This window comes from Prochlorococcus sp. MIT 1300 (assembly GCF_034092375.1).
Taxonomy (GTDB): domain Bacteria; phylum Cyanobacteriota; class Cyanobacteriia; order PCC-6307; family Cyanobiaceae; genus MIT-1300.
Map to the genome: position 1 here is coordinate 1,644,650 of NZ_CP139302.1, position 17,632 is coordinate 1,662,281.

19 protein-coding genes and 1 tRNA gene are annotated in these 17,632 nt (G+C 41.7%); 9 read left to right on the forward strand and 11 right to left on the reverse strand.

From position 1 onward, the window contains the following. Positions 1–41: 41 nt before the first annotated feature. From SOI83_RS08540 to SOI83_RS08555, 4 genes are all read right to left on the reverse strand, one after another. The gene (locus SOI83_RS08540; protein WP_320676246.1) at positions 42–245 is read right to left on the reverse strand and encodes a chlorophyll a/b-binding protein; all 204 of its coding nucleotides are present in this window, start codon (positions 243–245) and stop codon (positions 42–44) included. Positions 246–254: 9 nt separating this feature from the next. Then, positions 255–401 (reverse strand): high light inducible protein, encoded by a 147-nt coding sequence (locus SOI83_RS08545; RefSeq protein WP_320676247.1) that lies wholly within the window; start codon positions 399–401, stop codon positions 255–257. 376 nt (positions 402–777) lie between these two features. Beyond that, on the reverse strand, positions 778–1,824 hold the full coding sequence (locus SOI83_RS08550) for an NmrA/HSCARG family protein (protein ID WP_320676248.1): 1,047 nt from the start codon (positions 1,822–1,824) through the stop codon (positions 778–780). 893 nt (positions 1,825–2,717) lie between these two features. Further along, positions 2,718–3,317 (reverse strand): hypothetical protein, encoded by a 600-nt coding sequence (locus tag SOI83_RS08555; protein ID WP_320676249.1) that lies wholly within the window; start codon positions 3,315–3,317, stop codon positions 2,718–2,720. A 257-nt stretch (positions 3,318–3,574) separates the two neighbouring features. Here SOI83_RS08555 and SOI83_RS08560 point away from each other — a divergent pair, with 257 nt between their 5' ends. Both SOI83_RS08560 and SOI83_RS08565 read left to right on the forward strand, forming a co-directional pair. Further along, positions 3,575–4,114 carry a hypothetical protein gene (locus SOI83_RS08560; protein WP_320676250.1) on the forward strand — a complete coding sequence of 180 codons (540 nt, stop codon included), beginning with the start codon at positions 3,575–3,577 and terminating at the stop codon, positions 4,112–4,114. A 181-nt stretch (positions 4,115–4,295) separates the two neighbouring features. Next, a complete protein-coding gene (locus tag SOI83_RS08565) occupies positions 4,296–4,736 on the forward strand; it encodes a cupin domain-containing protein (protein WP_320676251.1) in 441 nt (146 codons plus the stop codon). Between the two features lie 152 nt (positions 4,737–4,888). Here SOI83_RS08565 and murD read toward each other — a convergent pair whose 3' ends face one another. From murD to SOI83_RS08585, 4 genes are all read right to left on the reverse strand, one after another. Beyond that, positions 4,889–6,286, reverse strand: coding sequence for a UDP-N-acetylmuramoyl-L-alanine--D-glutamate ligase (murD, locus tag SOI83_RS08570; protein WP_320676252.1), 1,398 nt, complete (start codon positions 6,284–6,286; stop codon positions 4,889–4,891). Positions 6,287–6,711: 425 nt separating this feature from the next. After that, a tRNA-Val gene (locus SOI83_RS08575) sits at positions 6,712–6,783 on the reverse strand. Positions 6,784–6,858: 75 nt separating this feature from the next. Next, positions 6,859–7,653 (reverse strand): photosystem II S4 domain protein, encoded by a 795-nt coding sequence (locus SOI83_RS08580; protein ID WP_320676253.1) that lies wholly within the window; start codon positions 7,651–7,653, stop codon positions 6,859–6,861. Beyond that, complete coding sequence (locus SOI83_RS08585; protein WP_320676255.1) at positions 7,650–8,219, reverse strand: hypothetical protein; 570 nt, start codon at positions 8,217–8,219, stop codon at positions 7,650–7,652. Before SOI83_RS08585 ends, SOI83_RS08580 begins: the two co-directional genes overlap by 4 nt. Before the next feature lie 101 nt (positions 8,220–8,320). Between SOI83_RS08585 and serA the strand changes: the two genes are divergently transcribed. The 4 genes from serA to SOI83_RS08605 all read left to right on the forward strand — a co-directional run bounded on the left by serA (position 8,321) and on the right by SOI83_RS08605 (position 11,830). Continuing rightward, entirely contained in the window at positions 8,321–9,907 is a 1,587-nt protein-coding gene (serA, locus tag SOI83_RS08590) for a phosphoglycerate dehydrogenase (protein WP_320676256.1), read from the forward strand. Between the two features lie 24 nt (positions 9,908–9,931). Then, positions 9,932–10,840: a 50S ribosomal protein L11 methyltransferase gene (prmA, locus tag SOI83_RS08595; protein WP_320676257.1), complete on the forward strand. Its 909-nt coding sequence runs from the start codon at positions 9,932–9,934 to the stop codon at positions 10,838–10,840. 175 nt (positions 10,841–11,015) lie between these two features. Next, positions 11,016–11,315: a ferredoxin gene (locus tag SOI83_RS08600; RefSeq protein ID WP_320677731.1), complete on the forward strand. Its 300-nt coding sequence runs from the start codon at positions 11,016–11,018 to the stop codon at positions 11,313–11,315. Positions 11,316–11,434: 119 nt separating this feature from the next. Continuing rightward, a complete protein-coding gene (locus SOI83_RS08605) occupies positions 11,435–11,830 on the forward strand; it encodes a hypothetical protein (protein WP_320676258.1) in 396 nt (131 codons plus the stop codon). A 99-nt stretch (positions 11,831–11,929) separates the two neighbouring features. Here SOI83_RS08605 and psbV read toward each other — a convergent pair whose 3' ends face one another. Next, the gene (psbV, locus tag SOI83_RS08610) at positions 11,930–12,448 is read right to left on the reverse strand and encodes a photosystem II cytochrome c-550 (protein ID WP_320676259.1); all 519 of its coding nucleotides are present in this window, start codon (positions 12,446–12,448) and stop codon (positions 11,930–11,932) included. A 75-nt stretch (positions 12,449–12,523) separates the two neighbouring features. Further along, positions 12,524–13,480 (reverse strand): ribonuclease Z, encoded by a 957-nt coding sequence (gene rnz, locus SOI83_RS08615; protein ID WP_320676261.1) that lies wholly within the window; start codon positions 13,478–13,480, stop codon positions 12,524–12,526. Positions 13,481–13,491: 11 nt separating this feature from the next. Here rnz and SOI83_RS08620 point away from each other — a divergent pair, with 11 nt between their 5' ends. Both SOI83_RS08620 and SOI83_RS08625 read left to right on the forward strand, forming a co-directional pair. Further along, positions 13,492–14,976, forward strand: coding sequence for a SpoIID/LytB domain-containing protein (locus SOI83_RS08620; RefSeq protein ID WP_320676262.1), 1,485 nt, complete (start codon positions 13,492–13,494; stop codon positions 14,974–14,976). An 86-nt stretch (positions 14,977–15,062) separates the two neighbouring features. Next, positions 15,063–15,800, forward strand: a complete 738-nt coding sequence (locus SOI83_RS08625; protein WP_320676263.1) for a glucosamine-6-phosphate deaminase — start codon at positions 15,063–15,065, stop codon at positions 15,798–15,800. A 53-nt stretch (positions 15,801–15,853) separates the two neighbouring features. Here SOI83_RS08625 and truB read toward each other — a convergent pair whose 3' ends face one another. Next, positions 15,854–16,777: a tRNA pseudouridine(55) synthase TruB gene (truB, locus tag SOI83_RS08630; protein WP_320676264.1), complete on the reverse strand. Its 924-nt coding sequence runs from the start codon at positions 16,775–16,777 to the stop codon at positions 15,854–15,856. Between the two features lie 88 nt (positions 16,778–16,865). On the opposite strand from truB, the gene SOI83_RS08635 reads away from it, so the two are divergent. After that, positions 16,866–17,624, forward strand: coding sequence for a class I SAM-dependent methyltransferase (locus SOI83_RS08635; protein ID WP_320676266.1), 759 nt, complete (start codon positions 16,866–16,868; stop codon positions 17,622–17,624). The last annotated feature ends 8 nt before the right edge of the window (positions 17,625–17,632 follow it).

Here is a 17,632-nt window from a genome sequence, read left to right on the forward strand (position 1 = left end):
AGCATTAATTAGTTCAGCATTCTTCCAATAGTTGTTGTTCATTAGAAGATTCCAGGGACTATGTTCCCAGTGGTTACATAGGCTCCGATTAGTGCAATAAAACCAATCATTGCCCAGCGACCATTGGCGAGTTCTGCTTCTTTGGAATAGCCCTTGTAGTTTTCTACTGGCTGAAGTCTGACTTCAGAAGCAAACATGTTTTGACGGTTGCCGTCTTCCGTCGTTGTATAAGAAGAAGATGTCATAATTCAGATTTATACAACACCAGGAATGATTTGCCCTGTGGTCAAGTAGGCGCCAATAGCTGCAAAGAAGCCAAGCATTGCGGCCCATCCATTGATGCGTTCTGCTATGAGCTTTTCAGGCTCGACAACAGTTTTAGTTTTTTGAGGTTGCTTCATCAGAAGAGCCTTTAATAGAGACTGATAAATATGTGAGAAGCCGACTGGGCCGGCTTGTTAAGAAGTATAACGCAGATTGTTGCGAAGTGTGACGCCAGGCGGCTCTTTGCTATTTGGCTTCGGATAAACCTGATTGGTTTCCAATTGAGAATAGCTTTAGTACAAGTCTTTTAAGTCATATTTTCTAGATGAAACTGAATTTTGAAAAGGTAGTTGATCTTTATATGATCTCGAGGACTTGGCAAGATGCCCAGCAAGACTATTGGCTAATATTTTGTTTATTAATTACTAATCTAGTAATGGTTATTTTAAACAGTATAAGAATGCTAATAGTATATTCTACTTGTAAAAATAAAGCGTAGTTTATTGATTGCTATTAGGACGCTATTATTGGTTTAAGTACTTTTTGAGAGTTAGGTATAGTTTTATTTACTTGAGGTGGTATTAGGCTAACGTTACCCTCTAGCCATTGCTCTAGTGAGGTCATTCTTATGCCCAATTCTGTTGAAAGTGTCTTTATTTTAGCCATGTCTACTCCGTAACCTGTTCTCTCTATCCAATCTGCCATTATTGCTATATCATGTTCCAGTAAATTAATAAAAGGGCGTGGAATCATGAAGTAATTAACTGTTTTATCTTTTAACCTTAGTATGTTATCTAACAAGCTTGCCATTTGTTCACCTGTCATTTCTTCTCCAGCTATATTTAGTGATTTGCCCAATAACCTTTCAGGGTTTTTGATGGCAGCCAATGCCCAAAGTCCAATATCTTTTACTGCGATTGTCTGCCATGGAGTCTTGGCATTTAATATACCTGGAAAAATATTTTTGGAGATTTGAATACCAGGTAAATTAGTATTAAAGTTCTCAAAATAGCTTACTGGCCTAAGAATAGTAGTTATTCCTTGTAGCTCTTTAAGGCCAATATATTCTTCTATAGCCCACTTTGTTGCGAAATGCCCTGGAGCAGGATTGTTTTTTAATGGGTCTTTTGGTTTACATATAGAGCTAAAAATAAAGTGCTTGAGGAATCCATAAGATTCGATTTCTTTTATTGCATCAATTAAATTTCTTCCTTGAGCCAGTTCATAATTGCTAACCATGCTGCCGCGGCCAAGTATCCAGCCTTTAGTAGGAGTTGTGTTGCCAAAAATTCCGTATGCCCCATGAAAAGCTTCTAACAGACTTTTTTTATCCAGCAAATCTCCTTGAACAATTTCTACGTTTGGCAAAACAGACATTTCTAATGCAGTTTTGCTAAATGGGTTTCTTGTAATTGCTCGAATTTGGAATTCACCATTTTTAGAAAGATGTTGAACAACACCTTGACCTTGTCGACTTGTTGCCATCGTTACGGCAATAATCGGCTTGAAATGAGTTGGAGGGATTGATTTGAACTGCTGAAACCTTGTTTCTGGAATCACCTAAGGCCGCCCTGAAATGAATTCTGACAAAATGTAACGGGTGGGATGCCAAAGTGTGGGTTTGACGTAGTTGTGGCCCTTTAGGCGTCCTCCCTGGCTTCTATCCGCTGAGATTCTTGTTTTTTTGACCTTGCTTCTGGCCTGTGTTGAATAGCTGAAGGGGACAAAGTGTCTTGGCGGTTGCGTAGCTTTCCCACTTATAGATTTAATTGTTTTCGAATAGTTAGTAAATATCCAACAAAACCTATCGCAATAGAGGTGTTTAACCTCCTAATAGCATTCCCTGTTACTTGGTTAAACAGATGACTGCTTTTGCGATTTCCATTTAACGTAAATCCCCATCGCCTGGCCTCCTAATCTCTACCTAAACTCTATGCTTAGGATTTAAAACCATCTGGATAAGCACAAATTGATATTTTTTAACTTTATGCTTACATCAAGCTGCCTTTATTATTTTAAGATCTTTATAATCTGCTGTATCGATAGAAGTTGAAAAGAGCAAAATAGATTAATAATTAGGCCTTTCTCTTTAAATTGAAAACATGTTCTTTCTGAATTTCTTTCTTGTTTGACGAGCAAGTGTCTTTTAAAAATCCTATGAGATCAGTCCTTTGATGAACTCTTTGAAAATATTAGCGTGGCTCATGTCGATTGCTAAAATAGGTTAAATATTCATTAAATTTAACCTCGCAGATGGTTAGTATAGCTTGTATCAGGTTTCCTCTAAATAGGACTCGCAATTATTTTTTCCACTTTGGAGAAGAAGAAGTTAAATAGAGGCTAAAACGCAATATATATAAGCCTAGTCAGTTTTAACAAATCATTTACTCCAAGTTAAATTATACTCCTTGTTTCTTCTTTGCCTCGATTTGCTGCCTTCGTTCTACTCATGGCTAAAGTTCCTTTGAAAGTCCCTTTATACAATGAATAGTTCCATCCGATGCTTTATAGCTCTCTTCTATTATCTTCCCATCCATAACTATGATTTTTATCAATTGAGAATGTAATGGAACTATATTATCTGATAAATCCTTGTTGGAAATTAAAGGTTTTTTTTCTAGCTTCGTATTGTAAGGGTCCTCTGTAATCGCAATGATCTCAGGAGGGTTGGCGTATAGATCGCTGAACAGGCTTCTTTCTTCTATATCTTTTAGGATTGCCATATATTCTTCTTCTTCTTCTTGGCGAATAGCTATTTCATCTTTTAGATGATTATTTATGTTTTCATCTTCGCTACTTGCATCATTTCTTAGGTTGCTAATTTCATCAAACTTATTTTCTTTTTCGTTAGAGTATTCATCCTCAAGAGTTAAGAGTTCTGCTTGACTTACTTGCGGATCAGATTCTTTTTCTGGCTTGGGTTCAAGTGTTATTTCGGTGTTAGGGTTTTCAGCGAAAGAATTGCATATCTTCTTTTGAACTTCTTCTAAAACAGCATCTACCAGCTTGTAATTTTCAAGATACCTTTCCTTGAATGACCACTTAATGCCCATCAGTTGACATTTTAATTGTTTGAAAGATACCTAATTTTTTTTAGTCTCGCTCATCTAAGACGTCCAACAGCGGGTCGAGTCAGATTCGGATTTGATTCCGATGTGTCAATGGTTAATCGGCCTAAAGAGTCCTACAGGAGCTCGTGTTTGGACTAAACTGCAACACATAAGAGTCTCTAGTCGCTGGTTTGATTACTTTCTTTTTTCTTCTTCTACTCCTCCTCGGGATCCCCTTGGCTGGTTCAGCTTGGGTATTGATGACTAATAAAGGTGAGAAGGCTAATGCAATTAAATTGCTCTTAGGCGAAATCTGGAAAAATTTAAAGGAGTTATTTGCAAATCTTGCCAAGTTATATCTAGCGGCCGAGGAGTTTATTAAGGAATTAACAGGTAACACTGAGGGAGGTAAATCTTTATCGAACTCAACTCCCATAGCAGAGCCAACTCCTGTAGCAGAGCCAACTCCTGTGGCAGAGCCAACTCCTGTGGCAGAGCCAACTCCTGTGGCAGAGCCAACTCCTGTGGCAGAGCCAACTCCTGTAGCAGAGCCAACTCCTGTAGCAGAGCCAACTCCTGTAGCAGAGCCAACTCCTGTAGCAGAGCCAACTCCTGTAGCAGAGCCAACTCCTGTGGCAGAGCCAACTCCTGTGGCAGAGCCAACTCCTGTAGCAGAGCCAACTCCTGTGGCAGAGCCAACTCCTGTAGTCCAGCAGTTACAGGAAACAATTGGTCAACAAGAAACTCCAGCTGACAATGCTCCTGATCGGTTAAGCCAAGATCTCAATCAACCTAATTAGTCAACCTAATAATGGTTTAGAGCAAAATGGTGTTGGTACTTAACTAATTGAGTTGGTAAATAAGCCTTAAAGGAAAATCCACAGCTAGTTAAAAGAATATTCCTTAATTCCTTTTAGATTTTTTTTGAGGGATTCTGAAGACAATGATTAGAATCAATTCATATATGTCCAATCTAATTCTATGAATAGAGCTTCTTGGCCAGCTGTGATTACCCTTTTATCTTCGATAGGCCTTTTTGGTTGTCTTCTTCAGAAGCCATCTTCTGAAATGAAGAAACCTGTTGTAGAAACATTGGTGTCTGCTACTGCCTCGTGGAATGGTGATATCTATGCTTATCCCAAAGGTCAGGCTGAAATTACATTGCTAAGGATAATTGCTCCTAGTGGTTTTAGGACACCTGTGCACACTCATCCTCAACCTGGTATTGCTCATGTGATTAAGGGTGATCTTGAATGTGTCGTAAAGGCAGATAAAACACTAAGAGTTTCCTCAGGAGACAGCTTCCCAACTACAGCAGGAGATGTACCGCATTATTGCGAAAATATTGGTAAACAAGACGCTATTTTGCACATTTTTTATGCGGGGAGTCAGGGTCAACCTGTCACGATACCAGTGAAGTAAAGTAGGGGGGGGGTTGAATTAGTGCACAAATATTTATTATTCCCTCGGTAAACTTTTGGTGTTTTTTATAAGTTCAGATCTGATCTCATTGCCTTTTGCTTTGTAAAAAGCAAAGTAAAGAAGTTTAAGTTTCCTTTGTATCCTTTAAGTATTTATTCTTCCAGCATTTGTTTTATAAGGCTCTTAAAGTGATCTCCTCTTTCTTCGTAACTCTTGTATTGGTCAAAGCTAGAGCAAGCAGGAGATAAAATTAGACTTTTAGCATTTAATCTTTGAGTTAGTTCTCTTGCCTTGCGCACTGCTTCGGTTAATTCTAAGCAGCACAAGAGTTCTCCAGTAAACCCTGAATTAGCAAGTACATTTTTTAATTCATTTGCGGCTTCGCCGAAAAGCACTATTCCGCACGCCTTTTCCTGAATCTTTTTTGCCCAATCGCTGGGACTTATACCTTTCTTAACTCTGCCACCACATACAACTATTGCTGGTTCTTGAATAGCATCTATTCCCACAATTGATGCATCAAAATTAGTTGCCTTGCTGTCATTGAATATTAATAAGTTATGCATATTGCCTATATACTCTAGTCGATGTTTTACCCCGCTAAAGCTATTAAGGCTTTCCGCAATCTCCTCGGGTTTTATGCCTACTTGCAGGGCAGCGGCGGTAGCTAAAAGTAGATTTTGAAGGTTGTGTTGTCCAGGGAGAGAAAAATTTGAGGTGTGAAAAAGCTTTTCCCCCTTCGCAACGACTATATCGTTTTCATTGATCCAGATATCTGCAGGATATTTTTGTCTATCAGGTCCCTTTGTGCTAATCCAAATACATTTATTCCATGCCTGCGCTTGTTTAACTAGCTCCGGGTCATCTCCGTTTAGTATTCTTATTGTAGATCTCTCAAGAAGCCCCTTTTTGATGTCTCGATATCTTTGAAAGGTCTTATGTCTTTCAAGATGATCAGGGGTTATATTGGTCCAAATTCCAATTTGTGGATATATTTGAGGTGAAGCTTCGATTTGATAGCTACTTAGTTCCATTACAAGCCACTCAAGATCTTTTAACTCTTTAGTCTTTGAAGCTAACGATTTAAGTGCAATTTCGCAAGCAGGATTGCCCATATTTCCTCCCATAATTGCAGCTATACCATTTGCTTTTAAAATATGATTTAGTAAATGAGTTACAGTCGTTTTCCCATTTGTTCCTGTTATTCCTATCCAAGGATGATGATTTAGATGCTCCCATGCGAGAGTCACTTCACTTTTAATACACACTCCTTTCTCCCTAAGGCTAACAAGGGTAGGGTGATCCCAATGAACCCCTGGACTGATGATTATTGATTGAGTATTGTTTAACCAAGGAGTAGAATTTGGAATTGTAAGTTGCGTGCCAAGCCTCACCTCTATCCCTTCTAGAGATAGCTCTTCAGCGATAGCTTTTAGTGAGGTTTCTTTGGATTCCTCTAGTACTACAACTTTGTGACCTTGATGGTTAAGAAGCCTTGCGGCTCCAATCCCTGATCGGCCAAGGCCAATGATTAAAAAAGTTGATATCAAAGGCTTTTAATTTCTAATTTGTACGTTAACTCCTTATTAGGGAGAATAATCATTTTTCAAATTAACTTCAAGAGTTTGAATGTTTGCTCGGATTTGTCTTCAAAAGCAGTTTTTGAATAAATACTGACTTCCCCCTCGCAACTTTTCTGACTTTTTTGGTTTTTTCAAAGTCAGGCTAGAAACTTACTAGTCAGCACTGTCCGTTTGGAGCAACGAAGTGGTTTTCAATTTAAGGAAACTTGAGGACGAAATATGGGAATACAGCTTGATCGAATATTTGATTACTCGTAATGGTTTTAGTAGCTCAAAAAAACTGATGAGCTGCATTGCGCTCACTTTTTTGATTTGGTACTCGAAGGGGTTTTGCCCCCCCCCTCAGGAGGTTTTGTGCAGGCCCCCTGGCTTGGCGTTCTTGCTTGGCTTAATGGGCGATACTGGAATCGAACCAGTGACTCCTACCGTGTCAAGGTAGTGCTCTACCTCTGAGCTAATCGCCCTAAAAAGATCAATCGGTCCAGGTTATAAGACTGAATATCTGCAACTGAAATTAGCAGCTCGCCTCGAAGCGTTGTTTAGTTGCGTAGCAATTCAACTCGCCACCTTTGACGTTTGGTTGTTTCGAAACAGAGCACTTCGACTGTGCCGCGTCCATCAAGTTGTAGACGGTCACCGATTTCAACGTTTTGGCTAGGTTGCTTGATTGGGTTCCAGTTCAGTCTTAGGGACCCAGCCTTGATTTGGTTAACTATCTTTCCTCGGGAAAGTCCAAATCCTGCTGAGGCGATTGAGTCGACTCTTAAGGAAGCTTCTATAGTTGTTAGCTTTTTACTTAAACGTTTTGAAGGCAAACTTAATTGCTCCAACTCCACGCCTTCGAATGAAATTTGTACATCTCTGATCATTCCTATTTTTTGATGCAGCATTACTCCTGCCTCTGGAGTGCAAATAGCTTGAGCGCCTCTGTCACCAATGACCCAGATGTCGCCTAACTCACCAGGTGGGCATCCCATGTTTTCCAAGGAGGCTCTGAAGTCCTTTGAGGTTGGATTGTCGAAGAGAAAATTGCCTTTAATCAACAGACCTGCAATAGGTGCTTGTTTTTCTACTTCCTGGAAAATAGTTTTATTTTCCTCTCGACTACATAGCAATCTTTGACGTTCGGCTGCAGGATGCCCTCCATAAGCATGCCAATTAAGTTCGCAAAGGGTAGAGAATTTTCTCAGTGCTTCTTCTCTAAGAGGCGCAGGAATAAATTCGCTCCAGATAGGTTGCCAGGTATTTAGTACCTTTTCTGCCTGGGCAACAATCCCTTCCATTCCTTTTAAATCCTTGCAGCCCTTTAAAAGCTCCTTCTTGGGCAAGTTCACGTATCACTAAGGCCTACAACTTCGAGAGGCTCTGCCTCCTGAACAAGTCGCCAAGGGAGCTCAACTCCTACCGGAGTTTCTAAAAACAGCAGCCACTCGCCTCTTTCATTCCTTTGGCGAAGACTGCGCAAATCATCTTCATTGGCAGTATTGACGCTTATAGCTCCTGCGTAACTGCCCAGCCAGCCGGAGGCCATGCCTAGGAGGCTCCCAAAAATTGATTCTCCCCAGGAAGGAAGGCCAAGATTTGTGAATGTTTTTAGACCTGTCATTTGGCTGAAAATTAGCCCCGCCAAGAATCCAAAAGGCATAAGCCAAACAGCCATAGTCTTCTGGCGTTGCTTTCGAGACAACTTTGGATTTAGCAAGCTAATTGCATTTATTTCAACAACCTCAAGTTGTGTTGATGGATTGATCTCCTTGAGATCTGTTGATTCTTCCACCCTATCTTGTTGAGAAGGCCTAATTAATTTGCATTTGTTTAAAGGTGTTGTGGCTTCAAGGAGATTGTCAAACAGCTTCTGAGCTGTTGTCTGATTGGGTAGCACTACGACGCAAATTGGCAAGATTAATTCCTCAATTGTGTGAATTCAGCATCCTTACCGTTAGGAAAAAAGCTAAGGCTGAATAGCTCCCTACAGTTCCTTTGGCAAGTCTTGCGCCTTTGATGACGAAAGTTCTGGTTTCTGATCCCATTGACCAAACGGGAATCGATATTCTCAGTCAAGTTGCACAGGTCGATCAGCGTATTGGTCTCCCGGAAGATGAGCTTAAGTCCATCATTGGTGACTATGACGCTTTGATGATCCGTTCTGGGACTCAAGTCACTTCATCTGTAATAGAGGCTGCAGAAAAGCTTCGCATAATTGGTAGAGCAGGGGTTGGAGTTGACAATGTTGATGTGCCTGCGGCTACTCAGAGAGGTGTCCTTGTAGTTAATTCTCCTGGTGGAAATACAATCGCTGCCGCTGAACATGCTCTTGCATTACTTCTTGCATTGTCTAGGCATGTGCCCCAGGCCCATGCCAGCACAATGGCTGGAGGTTGGGATAGAAAGAAATATGTAGGTAATGAGCTTTATAAGAAGGTCCTTGGTGTGGTGGGTCTGGGAAAAATTGGTTCGCATGTTGCAAGAGTTGCTTCGGCAATGGGTATGGATGTAATTGCTTACGACCCTTTTATCTCCGCAGATCGTGCCCAACAGATGCAAGTGAAGCCAACTTCAATAGAAGTTCTTTTTAAGCAGGCTGATTACGTAACACTGCATCTCCCTCGCACTCCTGATACAGAGAATTTGGTTAATGCAGCTTTGTTGTCCACGATGAAGCCTTCTGCAAGATTGGTGAATTGTGCAAGAGGAGGCATTATTGATGAGTCTGCTTTGGCTGTTGCCTTGGAGTCAGGCGTTATAGCTGGTGCTGCGTTAGATGTTTACGCCAACGAACCTTTAAACCTTGAATCACCTTTAAGAACTCTCAGCGAGAGATTGATTCTTACACCTCATTTAGGTGCATCTACTGAGGAAGCACAGGTCAATGTTGCTGTTGATGTCGCTGAGCAAATCCGTGATGTGCTTTTGGGATTGCCAGCAAGAAGTGCAGTAAATATCCCGGGATTAAGTGCGGAAATCATGGAGCGCCTTAAGCCTCATTTGCAATTGGCTGAAACGCTGGGAATTCTTATAAGTCAACTTTGTGCTGGGCAGGTCCAAGAATTGGAAGTTCGTTTACAAGGAGAATTCGCTCAGCATCCTTCACAGCCACTTGTAGTTGCAACAATTAAGGGCTTGTTAACTTCTGCATTGGGTGACCGCATTAATTATGTAAATGCATCTTTGGAAGCCAAGGGTCGAGGTGTTCATGTCGTTGAGGTTAAAGATGATGCGAGTAGAGATTTTGCAGGTGGTTCAATGCAACTCACAGTTAGAGGTATTCAGGGAGGGCACAGTGTGACAGGTGCGGTTTTTGCTGATGGTGACTTGCGAATAACTACTATTGATGAGTTTCCAGTAAATGTTTCTCCAAGTAGACATATGTTGTTTACCAGGCATAGGGATATGCCTGGCATTATTGGTCAATTAGGGTCTTTATTGGGTCAGCACAATGTGAATATTGCTTCTATGCAGGTTGGACGACGAATTGTTAGAGGAGATGCCGTTATGGTTTTAAGTATTGACGATCCAATTCCCTCTGATTTGCTTGAGTTGATTCTTGCGATTAATGGAATTCAGGAAGCTCATCCTGTAACGCTTTGAATCTTATTTAATAGGTATTGATTTATGTCTCCTTCAGAGGATTTGACTTGGTGGCGTCTTGAATTTTCGTTTAGTCAGGAATTAGAGGAGTCTCTTTTTTGGAAGTTTGCTGATTTAGGTAATCAAAGACTGGCAGTGAAGTATTCGCCAGAAAATCCTACTGATGGAACTTTGATGGCATGGTTTCCAGCAGTTGAATGGGCTAAGGCAGATAGAGATGGTTTTTTCCTCTCTTTGAGACCATTAGCAGATACCTTCCAATTGTCTTTGGGTTCTCCGGTTTGGACAAATGTACAGGATGAGGATTGGTCGCAAGGTTGGAAAAAACATTGGCATCCTGATCCGGTTGGAGAAAAACTGCTTATCCTCCCAGCTTGGTTAGAAGTGCCTGAAGATCAAACTGAGCGTTTGGTTGTTCGATTAGATCCTGGAAGTGCATTTGGCACAGGTAGCCACCCAACAACAAGACTTTGCTTAGAGGCTTTGGAAAAAGCTCCTCCGGTTGGCTTGCAGGTTGCTGACGTTGGATGTGGAAGTGGAATACTGACGCTTGCTTCGCTTGGCTTGGGGGCAAGCAAGGTGTATGCAATGGATACTGATTCGCTGGCTGTTAGTTCGACAAAAGATAATGCATTATTGAATTCAATTTTGCCCAGTGCTCTGAATGTCTTTCTTGGCTCAGTGGAGACCTTGAAGCTAGAGATGAACGAGGATCGCATGGACTTAGTTGTTTGTAATATTCTTGCACCTGTAATTGAGCAATTAGCACCAAAGATTGATCAAGTAATGAAGCCAAAAAGTAGAGCTTTATTTAGTGGCTTGTTGGTAGAACAAGCCAGTCCTCTTCTGGAGGGTTTTGTATCCATGGGATGGGAATTAATAACTTTTACTGAAAAGGATCGTTGGGCCCTTTTAGAAATCGTCAAAACTTGACCAAGTAAGCCTTGACTCATAAGCCAAGCTTATGAGTCAAGGCTTTTTCATTGGGCTTAGGGCAATACCTTGCCCTTTAAGTGCAAAATTTGCTTTGCGCGGTGCAAGAATGATCGGTCCTGGGGTGATTTCTGTTACCTCTTGCTTTTGTGCGGTTCTTTTTCGTCTTCGTCCCATGGCTTCTTACAAGGTCACTCTTCAAAATCAGAGTGAAGGTTTGAATAAAACCATCGATGTTCCTGATGATCAGTACATCCTTGATGCTGCTGAAGAGCAGGGTATCGATCTTCCATATTCATGTAGAGCAGGTGCCTGTTCAACATGTGCTGGCAAGATCACTTCCGGTACTGTTGATCAATCTGATCAGAGTTTCTTGGACGATGATCAGCTTGAGGCGGGTTTCGTTTTAACTTGCGTTGCCTATCCAACCTCTGATTGCACTATCACCACCCATGCTGAGGAAGAGCTCTATTGAGATAAGGGACATTAAAGTCTCTTCCCTTAGTTAGTGCTTTATTCGACATGCTTCAAAAGCCACCCTTGAAGGGTGGCTTTTGTTTTTTAACCTGCTTATAGGCAACTTGTTTTGATTTTGTGGGCTCTCAGGTCTCTAACGGTTTAGTCGGGGTGGACTCTTTGTTGAACCATGGAAGCGTTCATGCGAGCCAAGGAGGTCAGTACAGCTTCCGTGTAATTGGTCCTTGTTGTCGTTTGTTTGATAGAGAGGAACTGCCTTGGCCGTGCTCTCGCTTGGCTTGGAGGAGTAAAGAGCCAAGTTGGCGTCGTGTTGGCCCTAGGTTTGTTCCTGATATCGCAGCAAGAAGGTGCCCTTCATATTCTGTTGAGCTTTTGCAGCCTGGGGCAAAGCCTGTCTCTACAGTTCTGACTTTGTTTTCAAGTCGTTTTACGCCTGTTCTTCAAGAGTGGTGGTATAGCCGGCACCCTCGTTCTAAGAGTGAGGACAATATTCTTCCTTTTAAGGAGGGTTAATTAAGTTGAATTTGCAGCAATAACTAACCACTAAGAAAAGCCCAGGGGACAACTAATTGGTCCCCTGGGCTTTTCCTTGCTGATCCGAACTTCAGTTTGTTATGTCCCGAAGTAGATCTTTCCGCCACCCCATCCAGTGCCTTGAACTTTTGGAGCAACAAGGATGTAGCCAGCGATTAGACGTAGATCGTCTTCGCTGAGATCTCTCATTTGAACGAAATCGTCGCTATTAGAGATGCTTGGGTGAATGTCGGCAATACTGAATTCGCCGTCATAGGAAGTTGGATCCTTCATGTAGTCCACGAGGGCATCCACGTTGTCCCTGCGGGGGGTTGCAAGAGACAAAGACTCAGGGTCTAAGCCAACGTTGTGATTGGTCTTAGTAATCCCACCAGCATGGCAAGTACCGCAAGTGTTATTGAAGACTTTGCGACCAGCAGTGATGTCTTCGTCGCTCAAAGTAACTTGTGAACCACTTGCATCACCTGCAATGGTGCGAGTCTGGGCATCCAGCTGTAGGGCCTGGGCAGGGGAACTTAAGCTGAGACCAACTAAAACGGGCAACAAGATAAAGAGTCTTGTAAGGGACCGTTGAAGGGAAGAAATAATTGAGGCCATTTAGAACGCCAGAATCTGACGGAAGCACCGCACCACATCATTCTTTCACGGTGTGGCTTCCCCTCTATAAAGGAATCACGAACTGTTGCAGCCAGGTTTTATCTCAAGTTGCAAGAAGTCTTTGGCCAGGAGGGTATTTGGGAATATTGCTTTGGCTTCATTAAGAAGATCATTGGGTGTTGTTGCATTCCCAGGCATATACCTAGGGCTCAGATGGGTCAAAATTAGTTGTCCTACATCTGCTTCTGCAGCTGTTTGCGCTGCCATGGTGCTTGTGGAGTGTTTACGTTGGTATGCCATTTCTGCGTCTTTGTGGGCATAGGTCGCTTCGTGAATTAGGAGGTCAGCCCCTTTTGATAGTTCGATAGCTGATTCTGAAAAGAGGGTGTCTGTGCAGTAAACAAAGCTTGCGCCAGGCCTGCTAGGACCGCAAAGTTTTTTCCCGTCTATCACTCTTCCGTCTTGAAGTTTGACCTTCTCTCCGCGTTTAAGGTCTGCATAAATGGGCCCAGGAGGAATATTGAGTGTTTTTGCTAGTTCAATGTCAAAGCGTCCTGGCCTTGGCTTTTGGTCTATTCGATAGGCATAAGCAGGCACTCTGTGATTTAGAGGAGTGCATCTCACTAGGAAATCATTGTCTTCGAACAAAACTTCATTGCGGTCTGCTGTTTCACGCACTCGATGAACTTCGATTGGATAACCAATTCGGCTAGATGTACTTCGTAGAACATCATCTAAGTAACCAGCGAGTTGATCAGGGCCATAAAGATCAACTCCAAAGCTGTTTCCTGCCAAACCAAGACTGGCCAAAAGCCCTGGAAGACCAAAAACATGGTCTCCGTGCATATGCGTAATAAAAACTCTTCTTAACTGAGAAAGCCTGAGCTCACTCTTTAAGAACTGATGCTGGGTTCCCTCCCCACAGTCAAACAGCCATAGCTCTGGCCGTTGCGGAAGCCGCACAGCTACGGCTGATACATTCCGAGTGCGGGTTGGAACGCCTGAACTTGTTCCTAGAAAAGTGACTTGCAAAGTATTGCTTTGTGAGTCTTTATGCTGCCATGAGGATGTTTAACCTGACTAAATACTTCTGGTGGTGCACACTAGAAATTAATAAGGAGTGGATTCCAGTGAGCTGGGCATTGCCGCCCTCTGTTGTTGGATTAGCAGCTGGGCTGGCTTTCACGATTATTTGTCCTCCTAGGGAGGTAAGGGCTCAAGAGCCAATAATGAGAGTACTTGTTGAAGAAGCTCCTCATGTCCGTCTTCGCGCCGATGGAGAAAAGCCTCTTCTTGTAAGGGGTTTACCTAATGGAGTACAGAGAGTCCGGTCACTAAATATCCGAGGTAAGAAAGGGAATCTTCATATAGCTATTGATGGCGGTTCAGGAGGAGTGCTCTCTTGGGATGGTAGAAAAGAGATACGTATTCGAACTAATGATTTACGGGGGATTTGGTTAGGTAAGCGTCGTTATAGAGGAGATCTTTTAATTAACTATCAAGGAAAAAAGTTGCAAGTGGTTAATCATTTAGGGATTGAGAAATATCTTGTAAGTGTTGTTGGTAGCGAGATGCCTAAAGACTGGCCTATGGCAGCTCTTAAGGCTCAGGCAGTTGCCGCTAGAACATATGCCTTAAAACAAAAAGGTAGTTCAGGCTTATTTGATGTTAAAGCTACTGAATTAAGTCAGGTTTACAAGGGCGTTGAGTCAGAGACAAAAACGACTAAGAAAGCAGTGAGAAGCACTCGATCATTAGTTCTTGTTCATAAAGGTCGTTTAATTCATGCTGTGTTTCATAGCAGTGCTGGAGGAATAACTGAAGCAAGTGAAGAGGTTTGGGGCAATCAGTTGCCTTATCTTGTAAGTGTCTTGGATCATGATCATGAAAGTCCTTATCATCAATGGGAAAAACCTTTCGAAGAGCGTCAGTTGAGATTGGCTTTTAAGGAAATAGGTGGGGTGAATCATATTGAAGTTATCAAGAAAAGTAATACTGGTCGTGTGCGTACTGCCAGAGTGCAAGGCCCTTATGGTGAACTTCTGGTTACCGGGAAAGATCTACGTCGCAGACTGGGATTAAATAGTACATTTGTTAGATTTGAAATGTCTAATTCTAAAGTTTTGGATAGGACTCCTCCTAAATTGCCACTTTTGCCAAATGATAATTTGATTAATACTCAAGAAAGGCATTTAGGCCCAAACTATCTTTCTTCTGTGGCAACTATTGCTCAACCTAAATCACAAGCACCTCCCAAAAATAGTTTAAAGAAAATTGTTGGTTTTGGTGAGTTGCCTGATGTCCCTAAAAGAAATAGGAAAAGAATCGCCATGGTAGCCAGAGGGTTTGGAAGAGGGCATGGGGTAGGCATGAGCCAATGGGGGGCTAATGCTCTTGCTCAAAGAGGCCAGAATTTTCGTGAGATTCTCAATCACTATTACACTGGGGCAAAGATTTACCCTTATGGCAGACTAAGAATTTCTTCTAGTAGGTCCTTGCAAAATATAGATTTGGCTTTTGCTAAGTGATGCGTTAGTGAAGGTTATTGATGGAAAAGAAAGCTACATTTAATTCTTGTATATTTCCTTATAAGGTTAATATTAGAAGGGATTTGATGGAAGTAGTTAGTTCATTTGTTGACTTTTTCGAAGCTCGTTTATATGAACGGTTGAATTTTCTTAATCCCAAGCCTATTGGATTGCCTACAGGAAGAACAATGGAGCCTATATATGAAGAATTAGTTGTTAGACTTCAGTGTTGGCCACAGTCAGATTTTGACCGGCTTAGGCTTGGGTGGAATAGCTTTAATTTGGATGAATATCTTGGCCTGGGAATCGATCATAGTCAAAGCTTTCATTCTTATATGGCTCACTATCTTGGGCAGCCTCTATCGTTGAAACAATCTCAGATGCATGTACCTAATGGTTTGAGTATTAACCCTGAAATAGAGGCTCAGTCTTATGTTAGGGCTTTAAATAAGGCGGGTGGTATTGGTATTCAGGTGCTTGGATTAGGCGCTAATGGACATGTTGGTTTTAATGAACCGCCTTGTGGGCCTTGGGAAACATGTAGGGTGGTTTCTTTGTCTAATTCGACCAGAAAACAAAATGCGTTTGCCTTTGAAAATGATTTAAAAAAAGTTCCTTCTAAGGCAATAACACTTGGCTTAAAGGATATACTCAGGGCGGATGAAATTCACTTGGTGGTTTTTGGTTCTGATAAGGCAGATATACTTTTTAAATTGCTTAATACTAGACCACAAGATTCACTCCCTGCAAGTTGGTTGAGAACTCATAATCGTGTTTTTCTATGGGCTGATGAGGATGCATTAAGTGCCGAGAATTTCTTGTAATTTAATTCAGTAAGCAATGTTCATCCGAATTTCTAAATTTATATTGGCTTAGGTCATCCTTTTGCATTGAAAACCACTTTTGGCTGAAGAGTGTCTTCGCCTATCTGAAGTCCGATTCCAGCAACATGGCCATTGCTGTCAATTACCAGAATGCATGGGTTATTTGTCTTCAATGATGACTTTATGGATACCTTGTATCTGTCGGAATTAGGGTAAAGACGACTACCTGTTTGCCATAATGCATCTTCTTTCTCAGTAAGTTCAAGTCGCTGTAGATGTTGAAGAGCCTCTTTTGGAGAGATTATTGGAGGAGCCTTTGTTAATACACTCTCTTCATTTAAGTTTAACTGGAATGCATGCTCCTCTAAGAAGCCAAGGGCTTGTGTTCTGCGAAGGGTTGCCAAACAAGCACCGCAACCAATTGCTTCTCCCAAATCTCTTGCAATTGATCTTATATATGTACCTTTTGAGCAATGAACACTTATTTTAAGTTGACCTAAATTGGCATTCCAGTAGAGTAACTTTAAGTCAAAGATAGTCACAGGCTTTGGAGGGATAGTAACTTTTTCTCCTCTTCTGGCTCGAATATAGGCTCTTTCCCCTTTTATGTGAACACTGGAAACTTGAGGTGGAGATTGTTCTATTTGCCCACGAAATGCTTCCAAATACTTTTCCAATGAAGATTCAGCTAGTTTCGGCCAGCTCTTGTTTAAGAGAACTTCTCCATTTAAATCATCAGTATTTGTACGAGTCCCTAGCTGTATTACACCCTGGTAATTTTTGTCGCTTTGTAGATAAGGAAGAAGTCTTGTGGCGTAGCCAATTGCTATAGGTAGGACACCGGTAACTGTTGGGTCGAGAGTGCCTCCGTGCCCTACGCGCCTAGTGCCAAAAATGCGTCGAATTTGATTTACGCAATCATGAGAGGTGATGCCTGATGGTTTGTCAATAACAATGAATCCAAATGGATTCTCCACGATTAGCAGCTCCCTTTAGATAGTTAATGTTGGACTAATAACGGGTTTAGCATGAGGATTTAGGTTGTATCTGTTTACGCTAGAGATCATGGATGACATTAAATGCGGGGTTGATATTGACCTTCAGGAGTTTCTGAATTCAGGATTCCATTTAAAAAATCATCTGGCTGACTATTTGCACCTAAACACTACCGAGTTGGATAAACGACTTTTAAGTGGCTCTAAAGATCTGGCGGCTCTGCACCCTGGCTCAGTAGATCCTGGCAAAGTCATTAGCTTCTACGAGTCTGAGGTTGGATGTGCGCATTTAATTGAGCTTGCGGCTTGGCATCTGGGTAGCGCTGATTACATAGCAGACACGCTTCGTCTCCAGAAGCTCTATTCCACAGGCAAGGTACTTGATTTTGGAGGTGGAATAGGAACCCATAGCCTTTTTGCGGCTGCATTGCCAGAAGTTGAAAAGGTTTGGTATGTGGATTTGAATCCCTCAAATAGAGAATTTGTTAGTTCTCGTGCGAATGCACTTGGCTTGAGTAAAAAGATCTCAATTCATAGAGATCTTGAGAGTACAGGTGAGGTTTTGTTTGACACGATAATTTGTTTGGATGTTTTGGAACATCTTTCGGACCCTTCTTCTCAATTGCTTGAGTTTGCAAATCGAATGACTTCAGAAGGTACTTCTTTAATGAATTGGTATTTTTTTAAGGGTCAAGATGGAGAGTATCCTTTTCATTTCGATGACCCTGCTTTAGTACAAAAATTCTTTATTACTTTACAGGCTAAGTTTATTGAAGTATTTCACCCATTGTTAATAACCACAAGGGCATACAAACATTTTCCTCAATAATCTTTTTC